The organism is Candidatus Thermoplasmatota archaeon, assembly GCA_035541015.1.
GTDB lineage: Archaea > Thermoplasmatota > SW-10-69-26 > JACQPN01 > JAIVGT01 > DATLFM01.
In genome coordinates this window covers 1-18,486 of sequence record DATLFM010000079.1, presented here as the reverse complement: position 1 = coordinate 18,486, position 18,486 = coordinate 1, and the positions used below count along the sequence as shown (strand labels likewise).

Here is an 18,486-nt window from a genome sequence, read left to right as displayed (position 1 = left end):
GCCGCAGGAAGCCGTTTGCGTCCGCCACGCCGTGGCTCCGCGCCGCCTCCGGCAGGCGCGCCGCCGCATCCGCCACGGAGAAGTCGGCGTGCTCGCGCAGGAACTCCTCCACGACCGCCTCGTTCTCCGCTCCCCGCAGCGTGCAGGTCGCGTACACGAGGACGCCTCCCGCGCGCACCTGCGCGGCCCGGCGCGCAAGGATGCCGCGCTGGATCGCCGGGTAGCGCGCGAGGTCGTCCGGCCCGCGGCGCCAGCGGATCTCCGGCGTGCGGCGGATGGCGCCAAGGCCCGAGCAAGGCGCGTCCACGAGCACGGCGTCGAAGGATTCGGGCAACCGCACCTCGCGCGGCGAGACCGCCTTGCGACGGAGGTCCTTGGCGCTTGCGACGGCGTTCCCGGACTCGTCGACGAGGAACGACTCGTAGTTGAAAAGGCCGGCGCGTCCGGCGCGCTTCTTGAGGTCCGAGAGCTTGGCCGCCGACGTGTCAAGCGCGACGAGCTTGCCCTTGTTGGCCATGCGCGCGCCCAGCGCAAGCGTCTTTCCGCCGGCCCCCGCGCACGCGTCGAGGATGCGCTGGCCCGGTTGCGGCTGGCACAAGAGCGCCACGAGCTGGCTTCCCTCGTCCTGCGCCTCGAAGAGGCCCTCCGCGAACGCTCCCGTGCGGAAGGCTCCCCGCTTGGGCTCCACCGCGAGGGCCTCGGGCGAAAGCGCGCGGGGCCGCGCGACGAAGCCCTCCGCGGCCAGCCGCTCCGCAAGCGCGGCGGCTTGCGTCTTGAGAAGGTTGGCGCGAACCACAAGCGGCGGGTCCTCGTTGTTGGCCGAAAGCAGCGCCTCCAACTCCGCCGCATAGGAATTCGCCCACTCCTCCACGAGCCACTGCGGATGCCCGTGCCGCAAGGCCAAGCCTCTCGCGTCGTCGCCAAACGTCGCCGCGGCCGCCGCGCGCGCGACCTCGTCCACGTTCTCGACGTCCCACGCGCGGCGCTTGAGACGCTGCAGCGCGTTCATGGCCGCGCGCGCGGGCTCGAGGTCCGCTCGCCGTTCGCCCGCAAGCGCGGCGATCCGAAGGCCCTGGCGGTGCCACGGCTGCTTGGGCAACCCGGCGGCTTCGAGGTGGGCGTCCAGCCGGTTGCGCCCGCGCAGGACGCCCATGACAAGGTCGTACGCCTGCGAAGCCACCGGCTCGCTCGCGTGCGCGCGCTTGCTTGCGCGAGAGAGCACGTACGCGGCCTCGTGGCCGTCCTCGACGGCGTCGAGCACGTGCATGGCCATGTAGGTTGCCAGGGGGGGCCCGGCGAGCCGGAACGCGGGGGAAGGCGGGGGGACGTCCATCGCATGGGCCCGACTGGATTTGAACCAGCGACCACCCGGTTATGAGCCGGGCGCTCTGACCGGACTAAGCTACGGGCCCCGCGGGGAAACCCGACCCTCCGTTTTTATAATCTCCCAACCGGATGCGCCAACGGACCATGGAGCTGCAGAAGGTCGTCCTGGAAGGCGAGACGTTCATCAAGAACGCCGAGGACGCGCTCGCCCGCGCGATCCTCTCGGAGGACCAGCTCTACGTGTGGGACAACCAGGTCGAAGTGATCGACCTCTACCTTGCCGACACGGAGGACGTCGACGGCCAAAGCCCCGAGGTCAAGCAGGTGCGCACGCACCTTCGCGACCTCAAGAACCAGCTCGAGAAGAAGTCCATCGAGTTCCTCGCCAAGCAGGACGGCCAATCCGTTCCCGAGGACGGCACGCCCGACGAGGTGGCCGCCGAGTTCGAGGCCTTCGCCGACGAGGTGCTCGCGATGGCAAACGACGCCCTCAAGGCCAAGGTGAAAGGCGTCGACGAGCTCGAGAAATGGGAGCAGCCCTTCACCGACCTCTCCGGATTCCTCGCCGACACGGAGCCCTACAAGGGCAACAAGAAGCTCGCGGAGAAGCGCGAGAAGATCCGAAAGGCCCGCGCCGAGCTCAAAGCCAAGATCGACGACATGATGCGGCAATGGCGCGAGTCCGACCTCGCCGGCGGCGAGGCCGAGGAAGACGAGGAATAGAGCCGCTCGGCTACCGCGCTCGTGGAGCGGCTGCGCCGCTCCCCGGCGCCGCCGGCCGCTGCGCGTCCGTCGGGCTCGCGGACTCTCGGGCTCCGGCTCCGCCTCGCCCTTGCGGAACGCCGCGGCGTTCCGCTGGGCGCGGAGGAAGCTCTGCTTCCTCCAGCGCTCCGCCGTCGGCCTCCGCGCCGCCGAGTGGACCGCGCAGCGGTCCGCGAGTGCGCGGCGGAAGCCGCAGCTTCCGCCGGCGCTTCGCCCGGCTCGCGGCGCCGCTGCGAGGGAACGTTTTTAATGGGCTCGCGCTTTCGGGCGGCTGTCGTTCGCCATTTGCCGCCTTAGCTCAGCCTGGTGGAGCGCGAGACTGTTAATCTCAAGGTCATCGGTTCGAATCCGATAGGCGGCGCTCATGACCCTTCCCGTAGCACCCCCGACGCGCCCGACCGGCCCCCGTGGCCACGTGGACGAGCACCACTTCTACAACTCGGAGGGCGCCGTCCTCCGGCTGCAGTGTTTCGTCATCGTCCGCAACAAGGACCGCCGCCTCGCGTGCCTGCGCCTCGAGGGCTACGACGGCTGGATGCTGCCGGGCGAGACCGTCCGCAAGAACGAGTCGCCGGCCGAGTGCGCAAAGCGCATCGTGGACACGTGGTTTGCCACGCCCGTGACGCCGCGCGTTGTCGGCTTCCAGAACTATCCCGATGACGGCGACAAGCGGTGGTACGTCATCATCGTGTTCGAGGCCGACGAGCCGGCCGGGGGGCTCAAGGGCACGCCCGACACGCTCGAGATCGCGTGGGTTCCGGCCGGAAAGCCTCCGGGCGCGTTTGCCATGAGCCACGCGGACGTCTTCTCGCGGCTTCCGCCGTAGCTGGCGTATACGTACGTATACAAACGTATACGTCGGAGCTGGCCACGTCAGGCGGCGTCGAGGATCACGAACCCGACGAACGCCACCACGCCTCCCACGAGAGTGACCGCGCCCTCGAAGGCGTGGAACGAGGAGCCCGTCACGCCCACGCCAAGAAGCGCGGCCGCGCGCACGGCAAGTCCCGCGCCCATGGCCAGAGTCGCCGCGCCAAGCGCGCGGCGGCTCACGCGCGCGTTGCGCGTCGCGCCGCCCTCGTCCGTCTCGAGCTCGAACCGCTCGACGATCGTAGGCGGCGGCGCGGGAAAGCCGTAGGAGCCCGCGCCCGGGTGGCCCTCGCGCGGCGCGGGGTCCTTCTGCGCGCAGCCTTGGCAGAAGGGAAGGTCGGGCCGCAGGATGGCCTCGCAATGGGCGCAACGCGGGCGCGCGTCGGAGGGCAGCAGCCACCACAGGAGAAGCGCCGCGAGGCCCACCGTGCCGGCGCCGAGGATGGCAAGCCAGGCGACGTGCGGAAGCTCCATGGCAAGGATGTGCGCGTGGGAAAGCATCAACGTGTCGTTCGCCCGTTTCAGACGACCGCGAGCTCCCGCACGTGGCGCTCCACGTCGGCCAGCAGCCGCGTGGGCTCGTCGCCGCAGCGCAGCCGGTCGCGCAGGCGGGCCGCGCCGGGGAGGCCTTTCGTGAAGCGCTGGACCTGCGCGAGGATTTGCGACCGCGGGACGCCGTGCTCCCGCGCGAGGTCGAGGTAGGACCGCAGATCGTCGAGGCGCTCGTCGGGCCGCGACGGCGTCGCCGGGTGGCCGTCGAGGTGGGCGGCGATTCGCGCGAAGACGCGCGGGTCGCCAAGCGTGGCGCGCCCGAGGGCGAGGCCGTCGCAGCCGCTTTCGGCAAGCGCGCGGGCGGCCGAGGGACCGTCCACGACGTCGCCGTTGCCGATCACGGGGATGCCGACGGTGTCCTTGAGGCGCGCGATGAGCGCCCAGTCGCTTCGTCCGGAATACCCTTGGCGCGCGGTGCGGGCGTGGAAGATGATGCCGTCGACGCCTGCCGCTTCGAGCGATTGCGCGAACCGGCCGACGTCGATGGGGCGGTCGTTGCCGGCTCGGATCTTGACGAGGAGAGGGCGGTCGGGGGCGGCGGCCTTCACGGCGCGGACCATGGCTAGCGCGACGTCGGGCCGGTCGAGCATGGCCGCGCCGCAGCCGGCGGCCTTGATCTGGTGGGCGGGGCAGCCCATGTTGAAGCCGAGGATCTCGCATCCGTCGGCGGCGCGGCGGGCCGCCGCGGCGACCTCCTCCTCGCGCGTGCCGAAGATCTGGATCGAGACGGGCCGCTCCTCCTCGACGGTGCGCATGCGCGCAAGCGTCTTTGCGCCCCCGCGGTTGGCGCTGTCGGCGGCGACCATCTCCGTGCAGACGAGGCCCGCGCCGTGGCGGCGGCACAGGATGCGGAAGGGCAGGTCCGAGTAGCCGGCCATGGGCGAAAGGACGAGGTTGTTGGGCAAACGCACGGAGCCGATGCGCAGCGGGCGAAGGAGACTCACGGCGCCTCCTTGGGCGGCTCGGCTTGCGCGAGGGCGTCTGCGGGCTCGGGCTTGAGGGACCCGGGCAGCGGGTAGCCGGCCTCCGCGAGGAGCGCGACGGTGAGCGCAAGCGGCAGGCCGCGCACGTTGCTCGGGTCGCCGTGCACGTCGCGCACGTAGGCGCCGGCGAGGCCCTGGATGCCGTAGGCGCCGGCCTTGTCGAGCGGCTCGCCGGTGGCAACGTACTCGGCGATCTGGGCGTCGGAGAGAGGCGTGAAGAGGACGCCGGTCTGCGCGACGTCGGCGCGGTACTCGCCCTCGGGCATGCGCACGACGACGACGGCCGTCAGGACCTTGTGGCGCGAGCCCGCGAGGCGCCGCAGGATGCGACGGGCGTGTTCGGCGTCCGTGGGCTTGCCGATGGGCTCGCCGCCCTGCACGACGATCGTGTCGGCGGCGACGATCCATCCCTCCTCCACGGTCTGCGCGACGGCTTGCGCCTTGCGTCGCGCGATCTCGAAGACGCGCTCCTTGGGGTGGTCGGGCAGGTCCGTCGTCTCGTCCACCTGCGGCGCCGCGACCTCGAAGGAAAGCCCGATCTGCCGGAGGAGCTCGGCGCGCCGCGGCGACGACGAGGCCAGGACGAGGCGGGGCGTCATGCGGGCACCTCGATCGCAAGGCGGCCCACGGCGCGCCCGTCCACGCGGAAGACGGCCTCGTGGGTGCCGGGCGCCGACGGGGCAAAGCGCCAGTGGAAGGCGCCTTCCGCCTCGCGGTCGCCCTGCGGCGCGTGCGTGCGGCCGTCGACCTCGATCGTCACGCGCGAGGCCTCCGGCGGCGCGCTTCCGTTGTAGGGGCGCACGTACCACGTGAGGTCCCGCTCGACGCCGGCGCGAAGGTCGCGCGGCCATTCGAGCGAGTGCCGGAAGTCGCCCTCGCGGTGGTTTTGGGCCACCTTGAGCGGGTAGCGCGAAGCGACCTCGGGCGCAAGGACGCTCTGGGACACGCGCGCGCGGGCGATCGTGCAGGGCACGACGGCCGTGCGGTCCGAGGGGGCGGCGCGCGCGTCGGGCGGAAGCGGCGCAAGGAGGGTCGTCCACTCGATCGCCTCCACGCGCGCGCAGCGGTGGATCACGTCGAGCCCGCGGACCGTCTGGCCCCACAGGGTGTAGTTGCCGTCGAGGTGGCTTGTCGCATAGTCCATGAGGAAGAACTCGGGCCCGCCGGAGTCGGGGTCGGCGGACCGCGCGATGCCGGCCGCGCCGGCGGCGAAGTGGTGCTCGGGGTGCGTCTCGAGGGGCAGGCGGCGCGGGTCGTCCGTGACGCCGCCTGCCTTGTCCACGAGCTGGATCACGTGGCCGGGCACGACGCGGTTGAACTCGCGCCCGTCGTAGTAGCCCTCGGCCACGAGCGTCTTCATGTGCTCGACCGTTCGCGGGGCCGCTGCGGGGTAGAGGACGATCTCGATCACGCCGATGTTCGTCTCGAGCACGATCGTCTCGAACGTGCGCGAGACCTCGTCGGCGCCCAAGCTGTCCCGCGGGGACGAGGAGAGCGGAACAAGGCAGCCGGCCAACGCCACCACGGCCGCCAGGCAAGGAACGATCCAACGCGCGCGCACGGCTCCCCATTCCTCCGGGGCACTTTAGCGTGTCGGCTACAGCCAGTTCGGGCGGCTCGGGTAGTACGCGGGCTTCACGTCGGGATGGGCGGCGACCCACGCGTCGTAGCGGCGCTTCCACCGCCGGTAGCGCGCCCGGGGAACCCGCAGCGGGCGATGGGGAAGGTCGATGAGCGCCTGCTCGACCTCCCACACGAAGCGGGTCGAGAAGCGCCAGTCGGCCCCGGCGAAGTCGCGCAAGTCGAAGACGGCGTATCCCGTGATGCGTCCGGTTGCGTCGATGTAAGGGTCGTGGTAGCTACGGGCGAGCTCGCCCACGCTTCGGTAGACGGGCTTCCGGCCGTGGAGGCCCGGGTCGCGCGAAACGGCGACCGAGCCGTAGCGGAAGGAACCGTTCCGGCGCGCGCGGTGGAGGAGGACGACGTGGTCGAGGCCGTCGGCCGATTCGAGGTCCAAAAGGACGGGCGGGTGGCCGTGCTGCTCGAGCACGGCGGCCGCAAAGAGCGCGCCCTCCAGGCAATGGGCCGTGCCGGCCTCAAGGACGCGGCGGAAGCTCCGCATCGTGTCGCCCCGCGGCTCGGTGTTGTACGGAAGCGCGTCGAGGTAGCGTTGCACGAGCCGGGGGGTCCGCAGGCGGCGAACGAGCGCGCGCTCGGCGGGCGAGAGCCGCGCGCGCGGAGGCGGCGCGGGCGGTCGCGCGAAGAGGCGGGCTACGCGTGGTACTCCAACCGGTGCCATTCGATCAGGCTTTCGAGGCGGTCGAGGAGCACTTCGCTTGCGTCGAGGTTGTAGCGCATCACGTGCTCGACGTTCAAGCCGATGGGAACGCGGAGCTCGCGCGAGTGCGCGTAGCGCAGGATCTCGCGGAAGGCGTGCTCGGCCACGCGCGCGCCGCGGTCGATGGCGCGGCCGCCCGTGCCGAGGATCCACTCGCGCGCGTGGTTGGGGATCGTGACGCCCAGCCACTCGAGGAACTCGACGTCCTTTCGGCCGGTGACGGGCGCAAACGAGAGGAAGACGGGGCGTGGCTCCTCGCGCTCGCGGCGGCACAGGAGGTCGTAGTCGTGGAGGAGCGCCTTTGCGCTCTCGGGCTCGAAGAGCACTTGGCTCGTGAAGAAGTCGAGGCCCGCGCGCTGCTTGGCCAAGAGGCGCTCGGGCTCGTCGAGCTCCCGGCGTCTCCGGTCCGGAAGCGTGATGCCGCCCAGGAGCACCCGCGATCCGTCGTTTGGGAAGGCGCGCGAGGCGACCTCGCGCGCGAGCCGGGCCGCCTCGTTCACGCTGGGGCCCGGGTACCGGATCTTGGAGGACTCGCCTCCGACGAGCACGATGTCCGTGTAGCCGTCGGCGTAGGTCTCCTCGAACCACTTGGCCTCGGTCTCGGGCGGCTCGTGCACGGGCGAGTGGTTGACGACGATGTCCCACGCCTCGCCGCTTGCCTTGCGCAGGTGCCGCCCGAACTCGCGCGGGTCCATCTTCTGGAGGAAGCGGCCGAGGCGGGCGCCGCCGCGCGTCTCGTTGCGGACCTCGGGGATGTTGACGGCGTCGACCCGGTGCTCGTGGAGGAGCGTCCGGATGAAGGCGGCCATGTCGACCACCTCCTCCTCGGGGGCCGACTCGGGGGGCGGGATGATCTCGTAGAGCGTGACGGGCTCCTCCCACTCCCGAACGCGCTTGGAGAGCGCCATTGGCCCGCCGCTACACGCTTTGCGCGCATGAAGGTTTCGGGGGCGTCATGCCTGCGGCGCATTCGCGTGGAGGGGTGTGAGGGGCGGGCGAGGAGGGGCCTGCGGCGGCGCCTCCTTGGCCGCAAGCGGCAGCGCGAACGCGAACACGGCGCCCCGCCCCAACCCCTCGCTGCGGCAGGCGATCGTTCCGCCGTGCCGCTCGACGATGCGACGGCAGATGTACAATCCAAGGCCGGTTCCCGACTCGCCGGAGGACGACTCCAGGCGCGCGAAGGGCTGGAACAGGCGGGATGCGTCCTCGGGCGAAAGCCCGCGGCCGGTGTCGGCGACGGAAAGCTCCGCCTCCGTGCCCCGCCGCGTCGCCGCCACCGTGACCTCGCCGCCGGGCGGCGTGGCGCGCAGGGCGTTTGCAAGCAGGTTGTAGAGGACCTGCGTGAGCCGCGCGGGGTCGGCGTGCACGGGAAGCGGGCCCTCGCAGCGGAACCGAAGCGTCACGCCGGCGGATTGGGCGGAGGCTTCGAAGGATTCGAGGGCCATGGAGGCGACGATGCCAAGATCGGTGGGCTCGCGGCGCAGGGAGAACTCGTCGGATTGCAGGCGCGCCACGTCGAGGAGGTCCTCGGCGAGGCGCTGCAGGCGGGCGACGTTGCGGTCCAGGATCGAGAGCGCCCGCCGTTGTCGTTCGGTCAGGGTGTCCGCGTGCCCGTCCCGAAGGAGGTCGATCTGCAGGCGGATGGGCGTGATGGGGGTTCGAAGCTCGTGTGCGGCTTGGTTCAGGAACCGCACCTTGAGGGCCTCGAGCTCCCGGCGGCGCTCGGCCTCTTGGGCGCGCTTGCGCTCGCTTGCGTCGCGGATCGTGACGACGCGGTCGCGCGTCGCCGGCCCCCCAAGCGGCGCGCAGGTCCATTCGACGGGGAGGCTCGTCCCGTCGGCGCGGCGCAGCGCGCCCTCGGCGCTTCCCCGCTGGATGGCCACGGGCACGGGGGCAAAGTCGGCAAGCGGGCGCGAAAGGAGCTTGTCGGCGGGCATGCCCGTGAGCGCGGCGGCCGCCGGGTTGGCAAAGGTGATGCGCCCCTTGCCGTCGATCCCGAGGATGGCCTCGCCGGCCGATTCCACGATCTGCGCCTGGTTCATGCGCGCGCGCTCGGCCACGCGCCAGATCCACAGGTTGGCCGCTGCATGGCCCATGACGAAGGTCGCGTGGATGCCCGCCCAAAGCCACGGGGCGGCCAGCGCGGCCGGGTGGTTGTAGACGGACGTGGGATCGAGCGTTCCGACGATTCCGTGGTGGACGAACACGTAGCCGATCGCAAGCCCGTACGTGCGCCAATCCTCGTAGAGGAGGATGACGCTTAGCATGACGAAGAAGTGGAAGTGCGCCTCGATGTAGCCGCCCGAGAGGTGCGTGAGCACCGCGGAGGACGAGATGAGGCCGGCGCTTGCGATGGAGCTTCGGACCCATCGCGGAAACGGCCACAGCGCGCCGGCCACGAACAGCAGGATCACGCCGCCCTCGAAGAGCGCGTGGTCCCAGGGCACCTGCATCCACAAGGCAAAGACCGTAAGCCCCGCCGCGTGGGCCGCCAAGATGAGCAGGATGGCGCGGTGACGGAAGCCCCACTGCTCGTCCGAGAGCGTGGCCCCCACCGGCAGGGTGGAACGCGCCCGCATCATAAGTTCGGAGAGCCGGCCCAGACCCCAGGATGGACCCAAACCCAAGAGCACTTGGGGAGAAGCCGCAAACGGGGGTTTGACGCGCTGTTTGTCGGGGACGAACGGACAGACGGCAAGACGCCCATGCTTGCGGCCGGCGAAGGGGCGCTCGCCTAGTGCCCGGCGCCGGGCGCCTTGCGCTTGGGCAGCCTGCCGATCACGACGCCAAATCCGCCGTCCGAGACGTTCTTGTCGCCCGGAATGCCCAGCACGACCGTTTCGAGGAGAAGGCGCGTCACGCGGTACGGGTCCATGTTGGCGGCGGGGCGTCGGTCCTCGAGGTAGCCGCAGCCGTTCTTCACGGTCGCAAGCGGGATGCGGATCGACGCGCCGCGGTCCGAGACGCCCCAGCGGAACTCCGTGATGGGCGCCGTCTCGTGCCGGCCCGTCAAGCGCTCCTCGTTGTGCGCGCCGTACTCGGCGATGTGCTTGGCGTGCGCGGCCTCGAGGGCCATGCAGGCCTGCTCGATCTGCTTCATGCCGCCTTGCGCGCGCATCTCTTTCGTGCTGAAGTTCGTGTGGGCGCCCGCGCCGTTCCAGTCGCCCTTCACGGGCTTGGGGTAGAGCGTCGCCGCGATGCCGAAGTCCTCGCCGAGGCGGTAGAGGAGCCAGCGCGCGATCCACACCTGATCGGAGGTCTCAAGCGGGCCCAGCGGCCCGATCTGGAACTCCCACTGCGCGGGCATGACCTCGGCGTTCGTGCCGCTGATGGCAAGGCCCGCCTCGATGCACGCCTTCGTGTGCGCCTCGACGAGCTTCCGGCCGAACACCTCGTCGGCGCCCACGCCGCAATAGTAGCCGAACTGGGGCGCGGGGAACCCGTTCTCGGGCCAGCCCAGCGGGCGCGCGCCCTGGAAGAGCGTGTACTCCTGCTCGATCCCGAACCACGGCTCGGCGGACTTCGCCTGCTCGGCCACGGCCCGAAGCGCCGCGCGCGTGTTCGAGGGGTGCGGCGTGCCGTCGGCGAGCATGACCTCGCACATCACGAGCACGTTTGGCGATCCGCGGATCGGGTCGCGGAAGAACGCGACGGGCTTCAGCGCGCAGTCGCTCTTGTCGCCGGGCGCCTGCCCCGTCGAGGAGCCGTCGAAGCCCCACTCGGGAAGGTCCTTCAACGACTTCACCGCGTCGATCTCGAGGATCTTCGTCTTGCTGCGAAGCTTCTGCGTCGGCGCGGCCCCGTCCATCCAGATGTATTCGGCTTGCACGACCATGCGATCCCTCCCCGCCCATTTCGGGGAATGAGCCCATGTATGAAGAACCTGCAATAAACCTTTCCGAGTACGATTCCATTGGAGATTTTTCGGTCGAACGACTGACGACACCTTGGCAGAACGGTCGTTCGATCATCGCCCCCCGTGCGCAGACGACCTCGCGCGGCCGCATGACCGGGCGGGCGCCTTCTCGCAGGACCGCAGGTTGCGATGAATGATCATCGCACGCGGCGGCGCGCAACCGGCATACGCTAAGTAGACAACCCGCGCTTGCAAAGCCCGTGGACGAACCGGCCGTGCAGGACCGCTACGCGCCGCAGGCGATCTGCTTTGGCTGCGGGCCCGCCAACGAGAAGGGGCTGCGGATCAAGAGCCGGTGGGAGGGCGACCGCTTCGTGGCGCGCTTCCGGCCGCAGCCGCACCACGCGGCCTTCCCGGGCGTGCTGAACGGCGGCATCGTGGGCGCGCTTCTGGACTGCCACTCGAACTGGTGCGCGCTCACGACGCTCATGCGCGAGCGCAAGCTCGCGGAGGCGCCAAGCACGGTGACGGCCGAGTTCCACGTGAAGCTCGCGCGGCCCACGCCCATGGACGCCGAGGTGCTCGTCGTCGCGCGGCCCGTCTCCGTCGAGGGCGACAAGGTGACCGTGGAAGCGCAGCTGGAGGCGCTTGGCAAGGTCACCGCGCGCTGCACGGGCGTCTTCGTGGCCGTGGGGCCGGGGCATCCGGCCTACCATCGTTGGAGCTAGGCCTCGGCGCGCTCCGGCAGCGCGCGCTCGACGGCCGGCGGGTGGCCGATGTTTCCAAGCTTCACCGCGAGCACGGCCGGCGTGCAGGCGGCGTGGCGCGCGCAGAAGTGCACGTACGCGTCTTGGGGCTTTCCGAACACGTCGGCCCAGCCCACCGCGTAGTTCGACAGCAGGTGCGCGTGCAGGCACGCGTCGCAGTCGAACCGCGCCTGGCAGTCCACGTTCGGGCAGATCGTCGTTGTCGTCGGTTCCTTCGTTCCCACGCGTGTTCCCCTCACAGCAGGCCCGCGGCGCGGGCCGTGGCGATCGTCGTGTTGGCCATGCGAAGCGTCGCGGCGTCGACCATCTCTCCGTCGAGCTTGAGGGCGCCCTTGCCCTCGGCAAGCGCCTTCTCGTAGACGGAGAGGACGTGCACGGCGCGCGCGGTCTGCTCCTTCGTCGGAGCGAACACCTCGTTGGCGATCGGGATCTGGTCCGGGTGGATGGCCCACTTGCCGTCCACGCCAAGGAAACGCGCCCGCTCGCAGCTGCGACGGTAGCCGGCCGCGTCGTCGATCCGCGCGTAGGGTCCGTCGAGGACAGCCAGACCGGCGGCCTTGCCGCTCCACACAAGCCAGGAGAGGATCGCATGCCACGCGTGCGATTCGTAGGGCGCATCGTCCCCGATCATGGGCGTGGGCATGCCCACGGCGGCTGCGAAGTCGCCGGGGCCAAAGATCAGCGCTTCCAGGCGAGGGCTTGCGCGGGCGATCTCCCGGGCGTTGGCCGCGCCCCGGGGCCCTTCGATCTGCGCCTCAAGCCCGATGCGACCCGGTTCGAGGCCGGCGTTCGCCTCGACCTGCGCAAGCAGGAGGTCCACGGCCTCGACCTGCCCGGGCGTCTCCACCTTGGGAATCATGAGGTCGTGGATCCTGTCGCCGGCCGCGGAAACGACCTGGATGACGTCCTCGTACCACCACGACGTGTCGAGGCCGTTGATGCGGTAGCACACGGTGCGCTTGCCAAAGTCGAGCTCGCCAAGCGCGGTGACGAGGAGCTTTCGCGCCTCGGGCTTCTTCGAGGGCGCGACGGCGTCCTCGAGGTCGAGGAACACCTCGTCCGCCTCGCTTAAAGCCGCCTTCTCCATCATGCGGGGGTTGCTCGCCGGCACGGCAAGCTGCGAGCGGCGGAGGCGGAACGGGCGGCCGTTTGCGGCCCGGCCGCCGTTGTGGCTAGGCGCGACGGGCACGCGAGCGCACCCCCCGGGCGGCCGCGCGGGCGGCGCCGTGACCGTTGCGGCGGCTTCCTCCGCCACCGGTTGCCGTGGGACGCAGCTTGCCGCCGTCGGCGCCAAAGCCGGTCGAAAGGGCGTAGCGCGCCTTCACCTCCTCGGGCGGCAGGTAGCGCTTCTCGATTTCCTTGAAGTGCTCGAAGCGGCCCAGCACGTGGTGGCTCTCGGTCGGCGCGCCGCGGCGCATGCGCTCCAGGCGGAACACGGCGCGCTCCTCCGTGCGCCGCATGCCCTCCATGTACTCGAGCACGGCAAGCGCCTCTGCGTGGATGGCGCCAAGCGTGGTGAAGATGTACCGGTACCCGAGCTTGCCCAGCTCGGAGACGGTGAGCGGGTCCTCCTCCTCGTGCCACCGGAAGCTCGACGAGTAGTTGAAGCCGAGCGGGACGTCGGGGTGCGTCTCGCGGAACGCTTCGGACCAGCGAACCGCGTCGTCGCGGGAGGCCGTTGGCATCTCGGGCCAGACCATGTCCATGCCCGCGTCCGCGTAGCGGCGGCCGCGTTCGAGCGACTCCTCGAAGCCGTCCCCGCGGGCGTTGGCGGCGCCGTAGGCGTCCGTGCGGGCGATGAGGAAGAAGTTCGGGTTCACGCGCGCGTCGACGGCCGCGCGGAACTTCCCCACGGCCTCGTCCACGGGGATCACGCGCTTTCCGCCGAGGTGCCCGCAGCGCTTGGGAAGCGTCTGGTCCTCCAGGTGGATGCCGGCCACGCCCACCTGCTCGAACTCGGCGACCGTGCGCTGCACGATCTTCGCGTCGCCGTAGCCGTCGTCGGCGTCCGCGATGACGGGGATGCCGGCGGCGCGCGCGATGTACTTCGCGTTGTCGACCATCTCGGTGAGGGTGGGGAAGCCAAGGTCCGCGACGCCCAGGCGCCCCAGGGCCGTCGAGTAGCCGCTCATGTACACGCACGGCAGCCCGGCCATGCGGGCAAGCATCGCCTGGAAGGGCGAGTGGATGCCCGTCGTGAACACGTACGGTCGGAAGGCAAGGAGCGCGCGGAAGGCCTCCGGCTGGTTGGCCGTGCGGAACGGCGTGTCGGGAACGCGGGGCATGGACGAGGGGGTCTTGGCGCGGGACGGATTCCGTGGCATGGCGGTCGCCTCCCCCGGACTTCGACCTGGCGGCCGGAGGACTCGTAGGGAGGCGACGGTGCGAGGCAAGGGGTTTCTGGGACAAGCCGGAAGCCCGGCCGTCGGTCGGCGGGGCTATTCGGCAAGGCCCGGCTGCGAAAGGGGCTATGCGGAGAATGCCTGAACAAGTGAGAAGATATCCTCCAGGAAACTTACCTATTCGAGTTTCTTCGCCTTTTTTTTGGGAACCCGCGAAATGCTTAATACAAGGCAAGCGCACGACGGCCCAGAAGCGGCCCCTTGCCGGGGGCCGGGCCGGAATCCGACCAGGATCCGGCTTTGCCGTGCCGTCGCTGGGGAACAGGGAGATGTTCTCTGCCGTAGCGAAGGCTCTGCGCTTCCGGAGAGGTCGAACGGGAGAGGGAGATCGTGGAGCCGCGCAAGATCGCCAAACTTCAGGAACTGGGCTTGACCGAGTACGAGGCGAGGGCCTACCTCGCGCTCCTGGAGGTCACCCACGCCGAGACGCAGGGCGCCATCGCCGGGCGCGTGGCGGAAGTGTCGCGCGTCCCGCGGACGAAGATCTACGACACCCTCCAGTCGCTTGCGCGAAAGGGCCTTCTTGACATGGTGCCCGAGCGCCCCATGCGGTACGTGCCGCGCCCGCTCTCCGAATTCCTGTCCGCCCGCGAGGACGAGATGCGAAAGCGCCTGACGACCCTCGAGGAGGAACGCGAGGCGCTGGCCGCGGAGTTCCTCCCCAACGGGGGCCTTGCGGTGGAGGGCGACGGCCAGTTCACGCTCCTTCGCAGCCGCGCGGCGGTCGAGGAGCGCGTCGCCGCCATGATGGGCCGGGCCCGCATCGACGTCCTCCTGGCCGCGACGGAAGGCCAGGTCCGGCGCCTTGCCGCCTCGCCCGAGGCCGCAAACGAGGCCGCCCGCAACGGGGTGGCCGTCCGGATTCTTGCGCCCCTCACGGAGCGAAACCGCGCCGCCGCGCGCGCGCTCTCCGAGATCGCCGAGTTGCGGCCGATGCGCTGGGAGGAGAACCCCGGCGTGGCGGCGCTCATCGTCGACGGTGAGGAGGCCATGCTGCTGCACGTCCTGCCCGACGACGATCACCTCTACGTGGGCTCCGACGTGGGACTGTGGACAAACGACAAGGCCATGGTCGCGGGCATCCGCGCGATGCTCGAGCTGCCGTGGCGGCTTGCGCACGGGCTCGCGGCGCAGCGCGTCGCGTCGGCCACGGCGTGACGCGGCCACGCGTTTGCGAGGCGGTCTCTCTCCGTTCGCGCGCGACTTTTTCCGCGCGCGAGGTTGCAACTCTCGTCGGTTCCTTGCGTAGCCGCGGCGCGCGTGCGCGACGCGGCGCGCGTTTTTTCCGTAACTCCCTGCTGTGACAGGCGACATGCTAAAGTGTAGCATGCCAACGTGTGGCCAGGCGGCCGGTCCCACCTTGCCGGGCGGGAGCGGCGGCCGGAAACCCGCGCGTGCGCGCGGGGAAGGTGTTGCCACCATGGGTCAGAGAAACGTCGGGTCGCTGCCAGCGCTGGGGCTCCTCTTCGAGGACACCCCGCGGACAAGCGTGCAGTTTGGGCTTGCCGTCGCGAACGCCTACGCTCTCTTGGAGATCGGCTAACGGGAGGACCACGGTCCGATGCGCCTGGCGGCCTTCGCCCTGGCCGCGCTCGTACTATCGAGCGCGCTCCCCTTCGCCAGAGGCGAGACCGTCGCGGTCACCGGCCACTCGGTGTACGCGGACATGGACGGATTCGATCCGTGCCTGGCCGCGATCGTGGGGCTGGTCCGAGCGCGCGTCATGTGGTTTAACGACATGGTCCTCTTCTCGCGCCCCGCCGCCGACGGCTCCGCGTACGTGTACGCCGTCGAGCAAGGAGCTCCCGATCCCCGCGAACGCCTGCTCTACGAAAACGACCGCTACGAGTTCACCGACCCCAACGGCGTCTCGTGGAAGGTCGTCGAGTACCAGTACGTCTACAACACGAACGGCACGACGCAGCACAACGTGCCCGTCCCGCCGCCCGCCCAGTCGCCCGCGGCCAACCACACGCAGAACGTGAACGCCTGGTTCACGTGGGTCGTCTCCGTGGGTCCCACCACGCAGGACGCCTTCCCCGGCCTCTCCAACCACGAGGAGTACAACTTCGTCCTCCTCGTGGACACGTGCAAGTTCAAGGGCGCCTTCGTCCAGGACGTCTCCCACACGCGCGACGGCTCGGGCGGTTGGGACAGCGACCTCCCCGACGACGAGACGACGGGCGGCCACAAGGAATCCGACGAGGACCACACGCACCAGGCCTTCGGCGTCGATCTTTACGTGGGCCGCGCGCCCAACGCGGCCCCCCCTCCCCCCAAGCCCTCGCTCGACCAGGAGGTGCGCGCCTAATGCCGATCAACGGACAGCGCGTCGAGAAGCTGCGCGAGTACGGCCTCACCGAGTACGAGGCCCGCGCGTACCTCGCGCTTCTGGACCTCGGAAGCGCCACGGCGCACGACGCCGCGCGCGTCTCGCGCGTGCCGCGCACGAAGATCTACGCCGTGCTCGACGACCTGCACGGAAAGCAGCTCGCCGAGATCATCCCCGAGCGCCCCAAGCGCTACCAGCCCGTTCCCTTCCACGAGTACCTGGAGGCTGTGGAGCGCGCGCAACGCGCCAGGCTCGCCCGCATCGAGTCCGACAAGGGATTCTTCGGGGGCCAGGGAGCCAAGCCCCGCGCGGTCGCGGTCGACCGCGCGGGCACCTTCCACGTGCTGAAGGGCCGCCGCAACGTGGCCCAGAAGCAGAACGAGATGCTCGGTCGCGCGCACCGGGAGATTCTCGCCACAGGATCCCAGTGGGCGGGCATCCGGCTCGCCCACTCCCTCCCCGCTCTCCGCGAGAAGGCCGCCGCCGGCGTGGCCGTCCGCGTGCTCTGCCCCGTCGAGCCGCGGAACCTCGATCCGCTCTCGGCCGTGGCCGAGGTGGGCGTCGTGCGCCACCCGCCCGAGTCGGCGCGGCTGCCGCAGGCGGGCCCCGCGTCGATCCTCCTCATCGACGACCGCGAGGCCATCGTCTGCCACCACGTGCCCGACGACGAGCACATCTTCCAGGGCGAGGACGTGGCCATGTGGACCGACGACTCGGCCATCGTGGCTGAGCTGCGCGGGCTTTTGGAGGAGCGCTGGGACCGCTCGGAAGAATTCTCCGTGCGCGTCGAAGCGCTCTCCGGAACGCTTCTTGCGCCCGCCGACGCCGAGGCGCCGGCCGCTCGCAGGGAGGCGCGCCAATGACGCCCGACCGCAGGATTTCAGCCGTTTTCACGGGATTTCCCCCCTCGGGTGACACGGAACGATTCATCCCGGGCCCCGGCGGTCGTCCCGCCGTGGAGGCGAAAGCTTTCGGACAGCCGCGACTTCGCGGCGTCCCTTTGAGCACCGTCGGCGGCACCGTCGGCGGATCCACAACGAAGGAGGTTTGAGGCAACATGCACAACCGCAAGTGGGTGGTCGCCTTGGTGCTGCTGTTCGCAGTGCCGGGCGCGGCCTCTGCATTGAAGACCGAGAACGTGACCGTCGTCGAGGGGCATACCGTCTATGCCGCCATCGAGAAGGAGGACCGCATCGAGTTTGCGGCCATCGCGGGCATCGCCCGGGAAACCCTGGTGATCCGCGGTGTGTTCTGGTTCAACGACCAGGAGCTCTTCCCGACGCAGACGATCATCGTCAACAACGTCGGATTCGTCATCGCCGTCGAGGCCGGTGACGACAACCCCGAGGCGTCCTTTGGAGTCGCCGAGTACGTGGAGAGCTACTCCTTCGTCGACCCCAACAACCAGGCCTGGATCGTGGACTTCTACACGTACGAGAAGTGCGTCACGACCGGCCCGCCCCTGCCCCCGCTGCAGACCACGACGTGCGAGGACGAGCCCATGTTCGTCGTCGCCACGGGCGCCACCACGGTGGACGCCGCGCCGTGCAACCCGGCGAGCCCCGGCGGTGCGGGCTGCCCCACGAACAAGGAGTACAACTTCGTGAACCTCGTCCGGCTCGACGCGCTGGACGCGCTCTGCAGCGACTGCAAGGCGCACCCGTCGGCCACCGACGACACGCTTGCCGGTGACAGCCACGACACGCAGGGCGCCCCCGCCGCCGCGCACACGCACGACACGGCCCAGGTCGACCTGTACTTCCTGGCGACCCGCCCCGCCGAGCCCGGAGCCCGCACGTTCCGGTTCGTGGACGCGGTCGGCAGCGCCGCGCCGTACGACGCGCACCCGTAGAGGTTGGGTAGGCTTCGTCGAACGCCGGGGCGCCCTTCGCGGGCGCCCCGTTCTTTCCATCTCATCACCTGCATGATCGACGTCGGATCGCCCCACGCGCTGGAGCCGTTGCGGCAGTCCTGGCTTCGCCGCCGAAAGAGGCTGGCGGTGCTCGCGGGCCTGCTCATCGTCGGCGCGTGGTTCGGGCTTCTGACGACGACCGTGCAGCAGGAGACCGGAGTCTCGATCTTCGGACAGGACGGAAGCCGCGTCAACCTGCAGACGCCCGGAGGGCAGAGGCAAGCGGCGGAGAACGTGCCCGTCACGGTCGCCGTCTCGCCCGGCCGCGTCGTGCGATCGCCCGAGCCGCTCGAGGAGTCCTCGATCCCGCGGCCCGAGCGCCCGCCGCCGCAGTTCCTGCCGCCCGAGCTGTTCCGCATCAACTGGCTCTTCGTCCTGCTGAACAT

21 protein-coding genes and 2 tRNA genes are annotated in these 18,486 nt (G+C 70.4%); 10 read left to right on the top strand and 13 right to left on the bottom strand.

Annotation, left to right across the window (positions count from 1 at the left end; genetic code table 11):
* Together VM681_07170 and VM681_07165 are read right to left on the bottom strand one after the other, a co-directional pair.
* Positions 1-1,333, bottom strand: a 1,333-nt coding sequence (locus tag VM681_07170) for an RsmB/NOP family class I SAM-dependent RNA methyltransferase (GenBank protein ID HVL87763.1), incomplete at its 3' end; no start/stop codon positions are given.
* Between the two features lie 4 nt (positions 1,334-1,337).
* Positions 1,338-1,412 (bottom strand) — tRNA-Ile (locus VM681_07165).
* A 43-nt stretch (positions 1,413-1,455) separates the two neighbouring features.
* On the opposite strand from VM681_07165, the gene VM681_07160 reads away from it, so the two are divergent.
* From VM681_07160 to VM681_07150, 3 genes are all read left to right on the top strand, one after another.
* Entirely contained in the window at positions 1,456-2,049 is a 594-nt protein-coding gene (locus VM681_07160) for a hypothetical protein (protein ID HVL87762.1), read from the top strand.
* A 326-nt stretch (positions 2,050-2,375) separates the two neighbouring features.
* Positions 2,376-2,449 (top strand) — tRNA-Asn (locus VM681_07155).
* Positions 2,450-2,452: 3 nt separating this feature from the next.
* A complete protein-coding gene (locus tag VM681_07150) occupies positions 2,453-2,914 on the top strand; it encodes an NUDIX domain-containing protein (protein ID HVL87761.1) in 462 nt (153 codons plus the stop codon).
* Positions 2,915-2,961: 47 nt separating this feature from the next.
* Here VM681_07150 and VM681_07145 read toward each other — a convergent pair whose 3' ends face one another.
* The 8 genes from VM681_07145 to glnII form a co-directional block, all read right to left on the bottom strand.
* A complete protein-coding gene (locus VM681_07145; GenBank protein HVL87760.1) occupies positions 2,962-3,432 on the bottom strand; it encodes a hypothetical protein in 471 nt (156 codons plus the stop codon).
* A 47-nt stretch (positions 3,433-3,479) separates the two neighbouring features.
* On the bottom strand, positions 3,480-4,454 hold the full coding sequence (locus VM681_07140) for a tRNA-dihydrouridine synthase family protein (GenBank protein HVL87759.1): 975 nt from the start codon (positions 4,452-4,454) through the stop codon (positions 3,480-3,482).
* Positions 4,451-5,092: a Maf family protein gene (locus tag VM681_07135; GenBank protein HVL87758.1), complete on the bottom strand. Its 642-nt coding sequence runs from the start codon at positions 5,090-5,092 to the stop codon at positions 4,451-4,453. Before VM681_07135 ends, VM681_07140 begins: the two co-directional genes overlap by 4 nt.
* On the bottom strand, positions 5,089-6,054 hold the full coding sequence (locus VM681_07130) for a peptidylprolyl isomerase (GenBank protein ID HVL87757.1): 966 nt from the start codon (positions 6,052-6,054) through the stop codon (positions 5,089-5,091). The genes VM681_07135 and VM681_07130 overlap by 4 nt, the downstream gene beginning before the upstream one ends.
* Before the next feature lie 36 nt (positions 6,055-6,090).
* On the bottom strand, positions 6,091-6,792 hold the full coding sequence (locus tag VM681_07125; GenBank protein ID HVL87756.1) for a hypothetical protein: 702 nt from the start codon (positions 6,790-6,792) through the stop codon (positions 6,091-6,093).
* The gene (locus VM681_07120; GenBank protein ID HVL87755.1) at positions 6,765-7,739 is read right to left on the bottom strand and encodes a hypothetical protein; all 975 of its coding nucleotides are present in this window, start codon (positions 7,737-7,739) and stop codon (positions 6,765-6,767) included. Before VM681_07120 ends, VM681_07125 begins: the two co-directional genes overlap by 28 nt.
* A 45-nt stretch (positions 7,740-7,784) precedes the next feature.
* Positions 7,785-9,386: a PAS domain-containing sensor histidine kinase gene (locus tag VM681_07115; protein HVL87754.1), complete on the bottom strand. Its 1,602-nt coding sequence runs from the start codon at positions 9,384-9,386 to the stop codon at positions 7,785-7,787.
* 179 nt (positions 9,387-9,565) lie between these two features.
* Positions 9,566-10,666 (bottom strand): glutamine synthetase GlnII, encoded by a 1,101-nt coding sequence (gene glnII, locus VM681_07110; protein HVL87753.1) that lies wholly within the window; start codon positions 10,664-10,666, stop codon positions 9,566-9,568.
* A gap of 281 nt (positions 10,667-10,947) precedes the next feature.
* Between glnII and VM681_07105 the strand changes: the two genes are divergently transcribed.
* The gene (locus VM681_07105; GenBank protein HVL87752.1) at positions 10,948-11,415 is read left to right on the top strand and encodes a PaaI family thioesterase; all 468 of its coding nucleotides are present in this window, start codon (positions 10,948-10,950) and stop codon (positions 11,413-11,415) included.
* On the opposite strand, the gene VM681_07100 is transcribed toward VM681_07105, so the two are convergent.
* Genes VM681_07100 through VM681_07090 form a run of 3 tightly spaced genes read right to left on the bottom strand, consistent with a single transcriptional unit; the run spans position 11,412 to position 13,778 of the window.
* Complete coding sequence (locus tag VM681_07100) at positions 11,412-11,678, bottom strand: hypothetical protein (protein ID HVL87751.1); 267 nt, start codon at positions 11,676-11,678, stop codon at positions 11,412-11,414. The two genes, VM681_07105 and VM681_07100, sit on opposite strands and share 4 nt — an antisense overlap.
* A gap of 11 nt (positions 11,679-11,689) precedes the next feature.
* A complete protein-coding gene (locus VM681_07095; GenBank protein HVL87750.1) occupies positions 11,690-12,643 on the bottom strand; it encodes a CoA ester lyase in 954 nt (317 codons plus the stop codon).
* Positions 12,627-13,778 (bottom strand): isocitrate lyase/PEP mutase family protein, encoded by a 1,152-nt coding sequence (locus VM681_07090; protein HVL87749.1) that lies wholly within the window; start codon positions 13,776-13,778, stop codon positions 12,627-12,629. Before VM681_07090 ends, VM681_07095 begins: the two co-directional genes overlap by 17 nt.
* Positions 13,779-14,186: 408 nt before the next feature.
* Here VM681_07090 and VM681_07085 point away from each other — a divergent pair, with 408 nt between their 5' ends.
* The 6 genes from VM681_07085 to VM681_07060 all read left to right on the top strand — a co-directional run.
* Complete coding sequence (locus tag VM681_07085) at positions 14,187-15,014, top strand: helix-turn-helix domain-containing protein (protein ID HVL87748.1); 828 nt, start codon at positions 14,187-14,189, stop codon at positions 15,012-15,014.
* Positions 15,015-15,276: 262 nt separating this feature from the next.
* Complete coding sequence (locus VM681_07080; protein HVL87747.1) at positions 15,277-15,399, top strand: hypothetical protein; 123 nt, start codon at positions 15,277-15,279, stop codon at positions 15,397-15,399.
* 18 nt (positions 15,400-15,417) lie between these two features.
* The gene (locus VM681_07075; protein ID HVL87746.1) at positions 15,418-16,167 is read left to right on the top strand and encodes a hypothetical protein; all 750 of its coding nucleotides are present in this window, start codon (positions 15,418-15,420) and stop codon (positions 16,165-16,167) included.
* Positions 16,167-17,051: a helix-turn-helix domain-containing protein gene (locus tag VM681_07070; protein ID HVL87745.1), complete on the top strand. Its 885-nt coding sequence runs from the start codon at positions 16,167-16,169 to the stop codon at positions 17,049-17,051. Before VM681_07075 ends, VM681_07070 begins: the two co-directional genes overlap by 1 nt.
* 194 nt (positions 17,052-17,245) lie before the next feature.
* Positions 17,246-18,040 (top strand): hypothetical protein, encoded by a 795-nt coding sequence (locus tag VM681_07065; GenBank protein ID HVL87744.1) that lies wholly within the window; start codon positions 17,246-17,248, stop codon positions 18,038-18,040.
* A gap of 72 nt (positions 18,041-18,112) precedes the next feature.
* Positions 18,113-18,486 (top strand): hypothetical protein (locus VM681_07060; GenBank protein ID HVL87743.1); only part of this gene is annotated, 374 nt, incomplete at its 3' end.

Excerpts from the sequence above, each read along its gene's own strand:
- glnII (HVL87753.1), bottom strand. The coding sequence starts at position 10,666 with ATGGTCGTGCAAGCCGAATACATCTGGATGGACGGGGCCGCGCCGACG.
- VM681_07065 (HVL87744.1), top strand. The coding sequence starts at position 17,246 with ATGCACAACCGCAAGTGGGTGGTCGCCTTGGTGCTGCTGTTCGCAGTG.
- VM681_07090 (HVL87749.1), bottom strand. The coding sequence starts at position 13,778 with ATGCCACGGAATCCGTCCCGCGCCAAGACCCCCTCGTCCATGCCCCGC.
- VM681_07125 (HVL87756.1), bottom strand. The coding sequence starts at position 6,792 with ATGGCACCGGTTGGAGTACCACGCGTAGCCCGCCTCTTCGCGCGACCG.
- VM681_07120 (HVL87755.1), bottom strand. The coding sequence starts at position 7,739 with ATGGCGCTCTCCAAGCGCGTTCGGGAGTGGGAGGAGCCCGTCACGCTC.
- VM681_07160 (HVL87762.1), top strand. The coding sequence starts at position 1,456 with ATGCGCCAACGGACCATGGAGCTGCAGAAGGTCGTCCTGGAAGGCGAG.
- VM681_07075 (HVL87746.1), top strand. The coding sequence starts at position 15,418 with ATGCGCCTGGCGGCCTTCGCCCTGGCCGCGCTCGTACTATCGAGCGCG.
- VM681_07135 (HVL87758.1), bottom strand. The coding sequence starts at position 5,092 with ATGACGCCCCGCCTCGTCCTGGCCTCGTCGTCGCCGCGGCGCGCCGAG.
- VM681_07070 (HVL87745.1), top strand. The coding sequence starts at position 16,167 with ATGCCGATCAACGGACAGCGCGTCGAGAAGCTGCGCGAGTACGGCCTC.
- VM681_07080 (HVL87747.1), top strand. The coding sequence starts at position 15,277 with ATGGGTCAGAGAAACGTCGGGTCGCTGCCAGCGCTGGGGCTCCTCTTC.
- VM681_07150 (HVL87761.1), top strand. The coding sequence starts at position 2,453 with ATGACCCTTCCCGTAGCACCCCCGACGCGCCCGACCGGCCCCCGTGGC.
- VM681_07145 (HVL87760.1), bottom strand. The coding sequence starts at position 3,432 with ATGGAGCTTCCGCACGTCGCCTGGCTTGCCATCCTCGGCGCCGGCACG.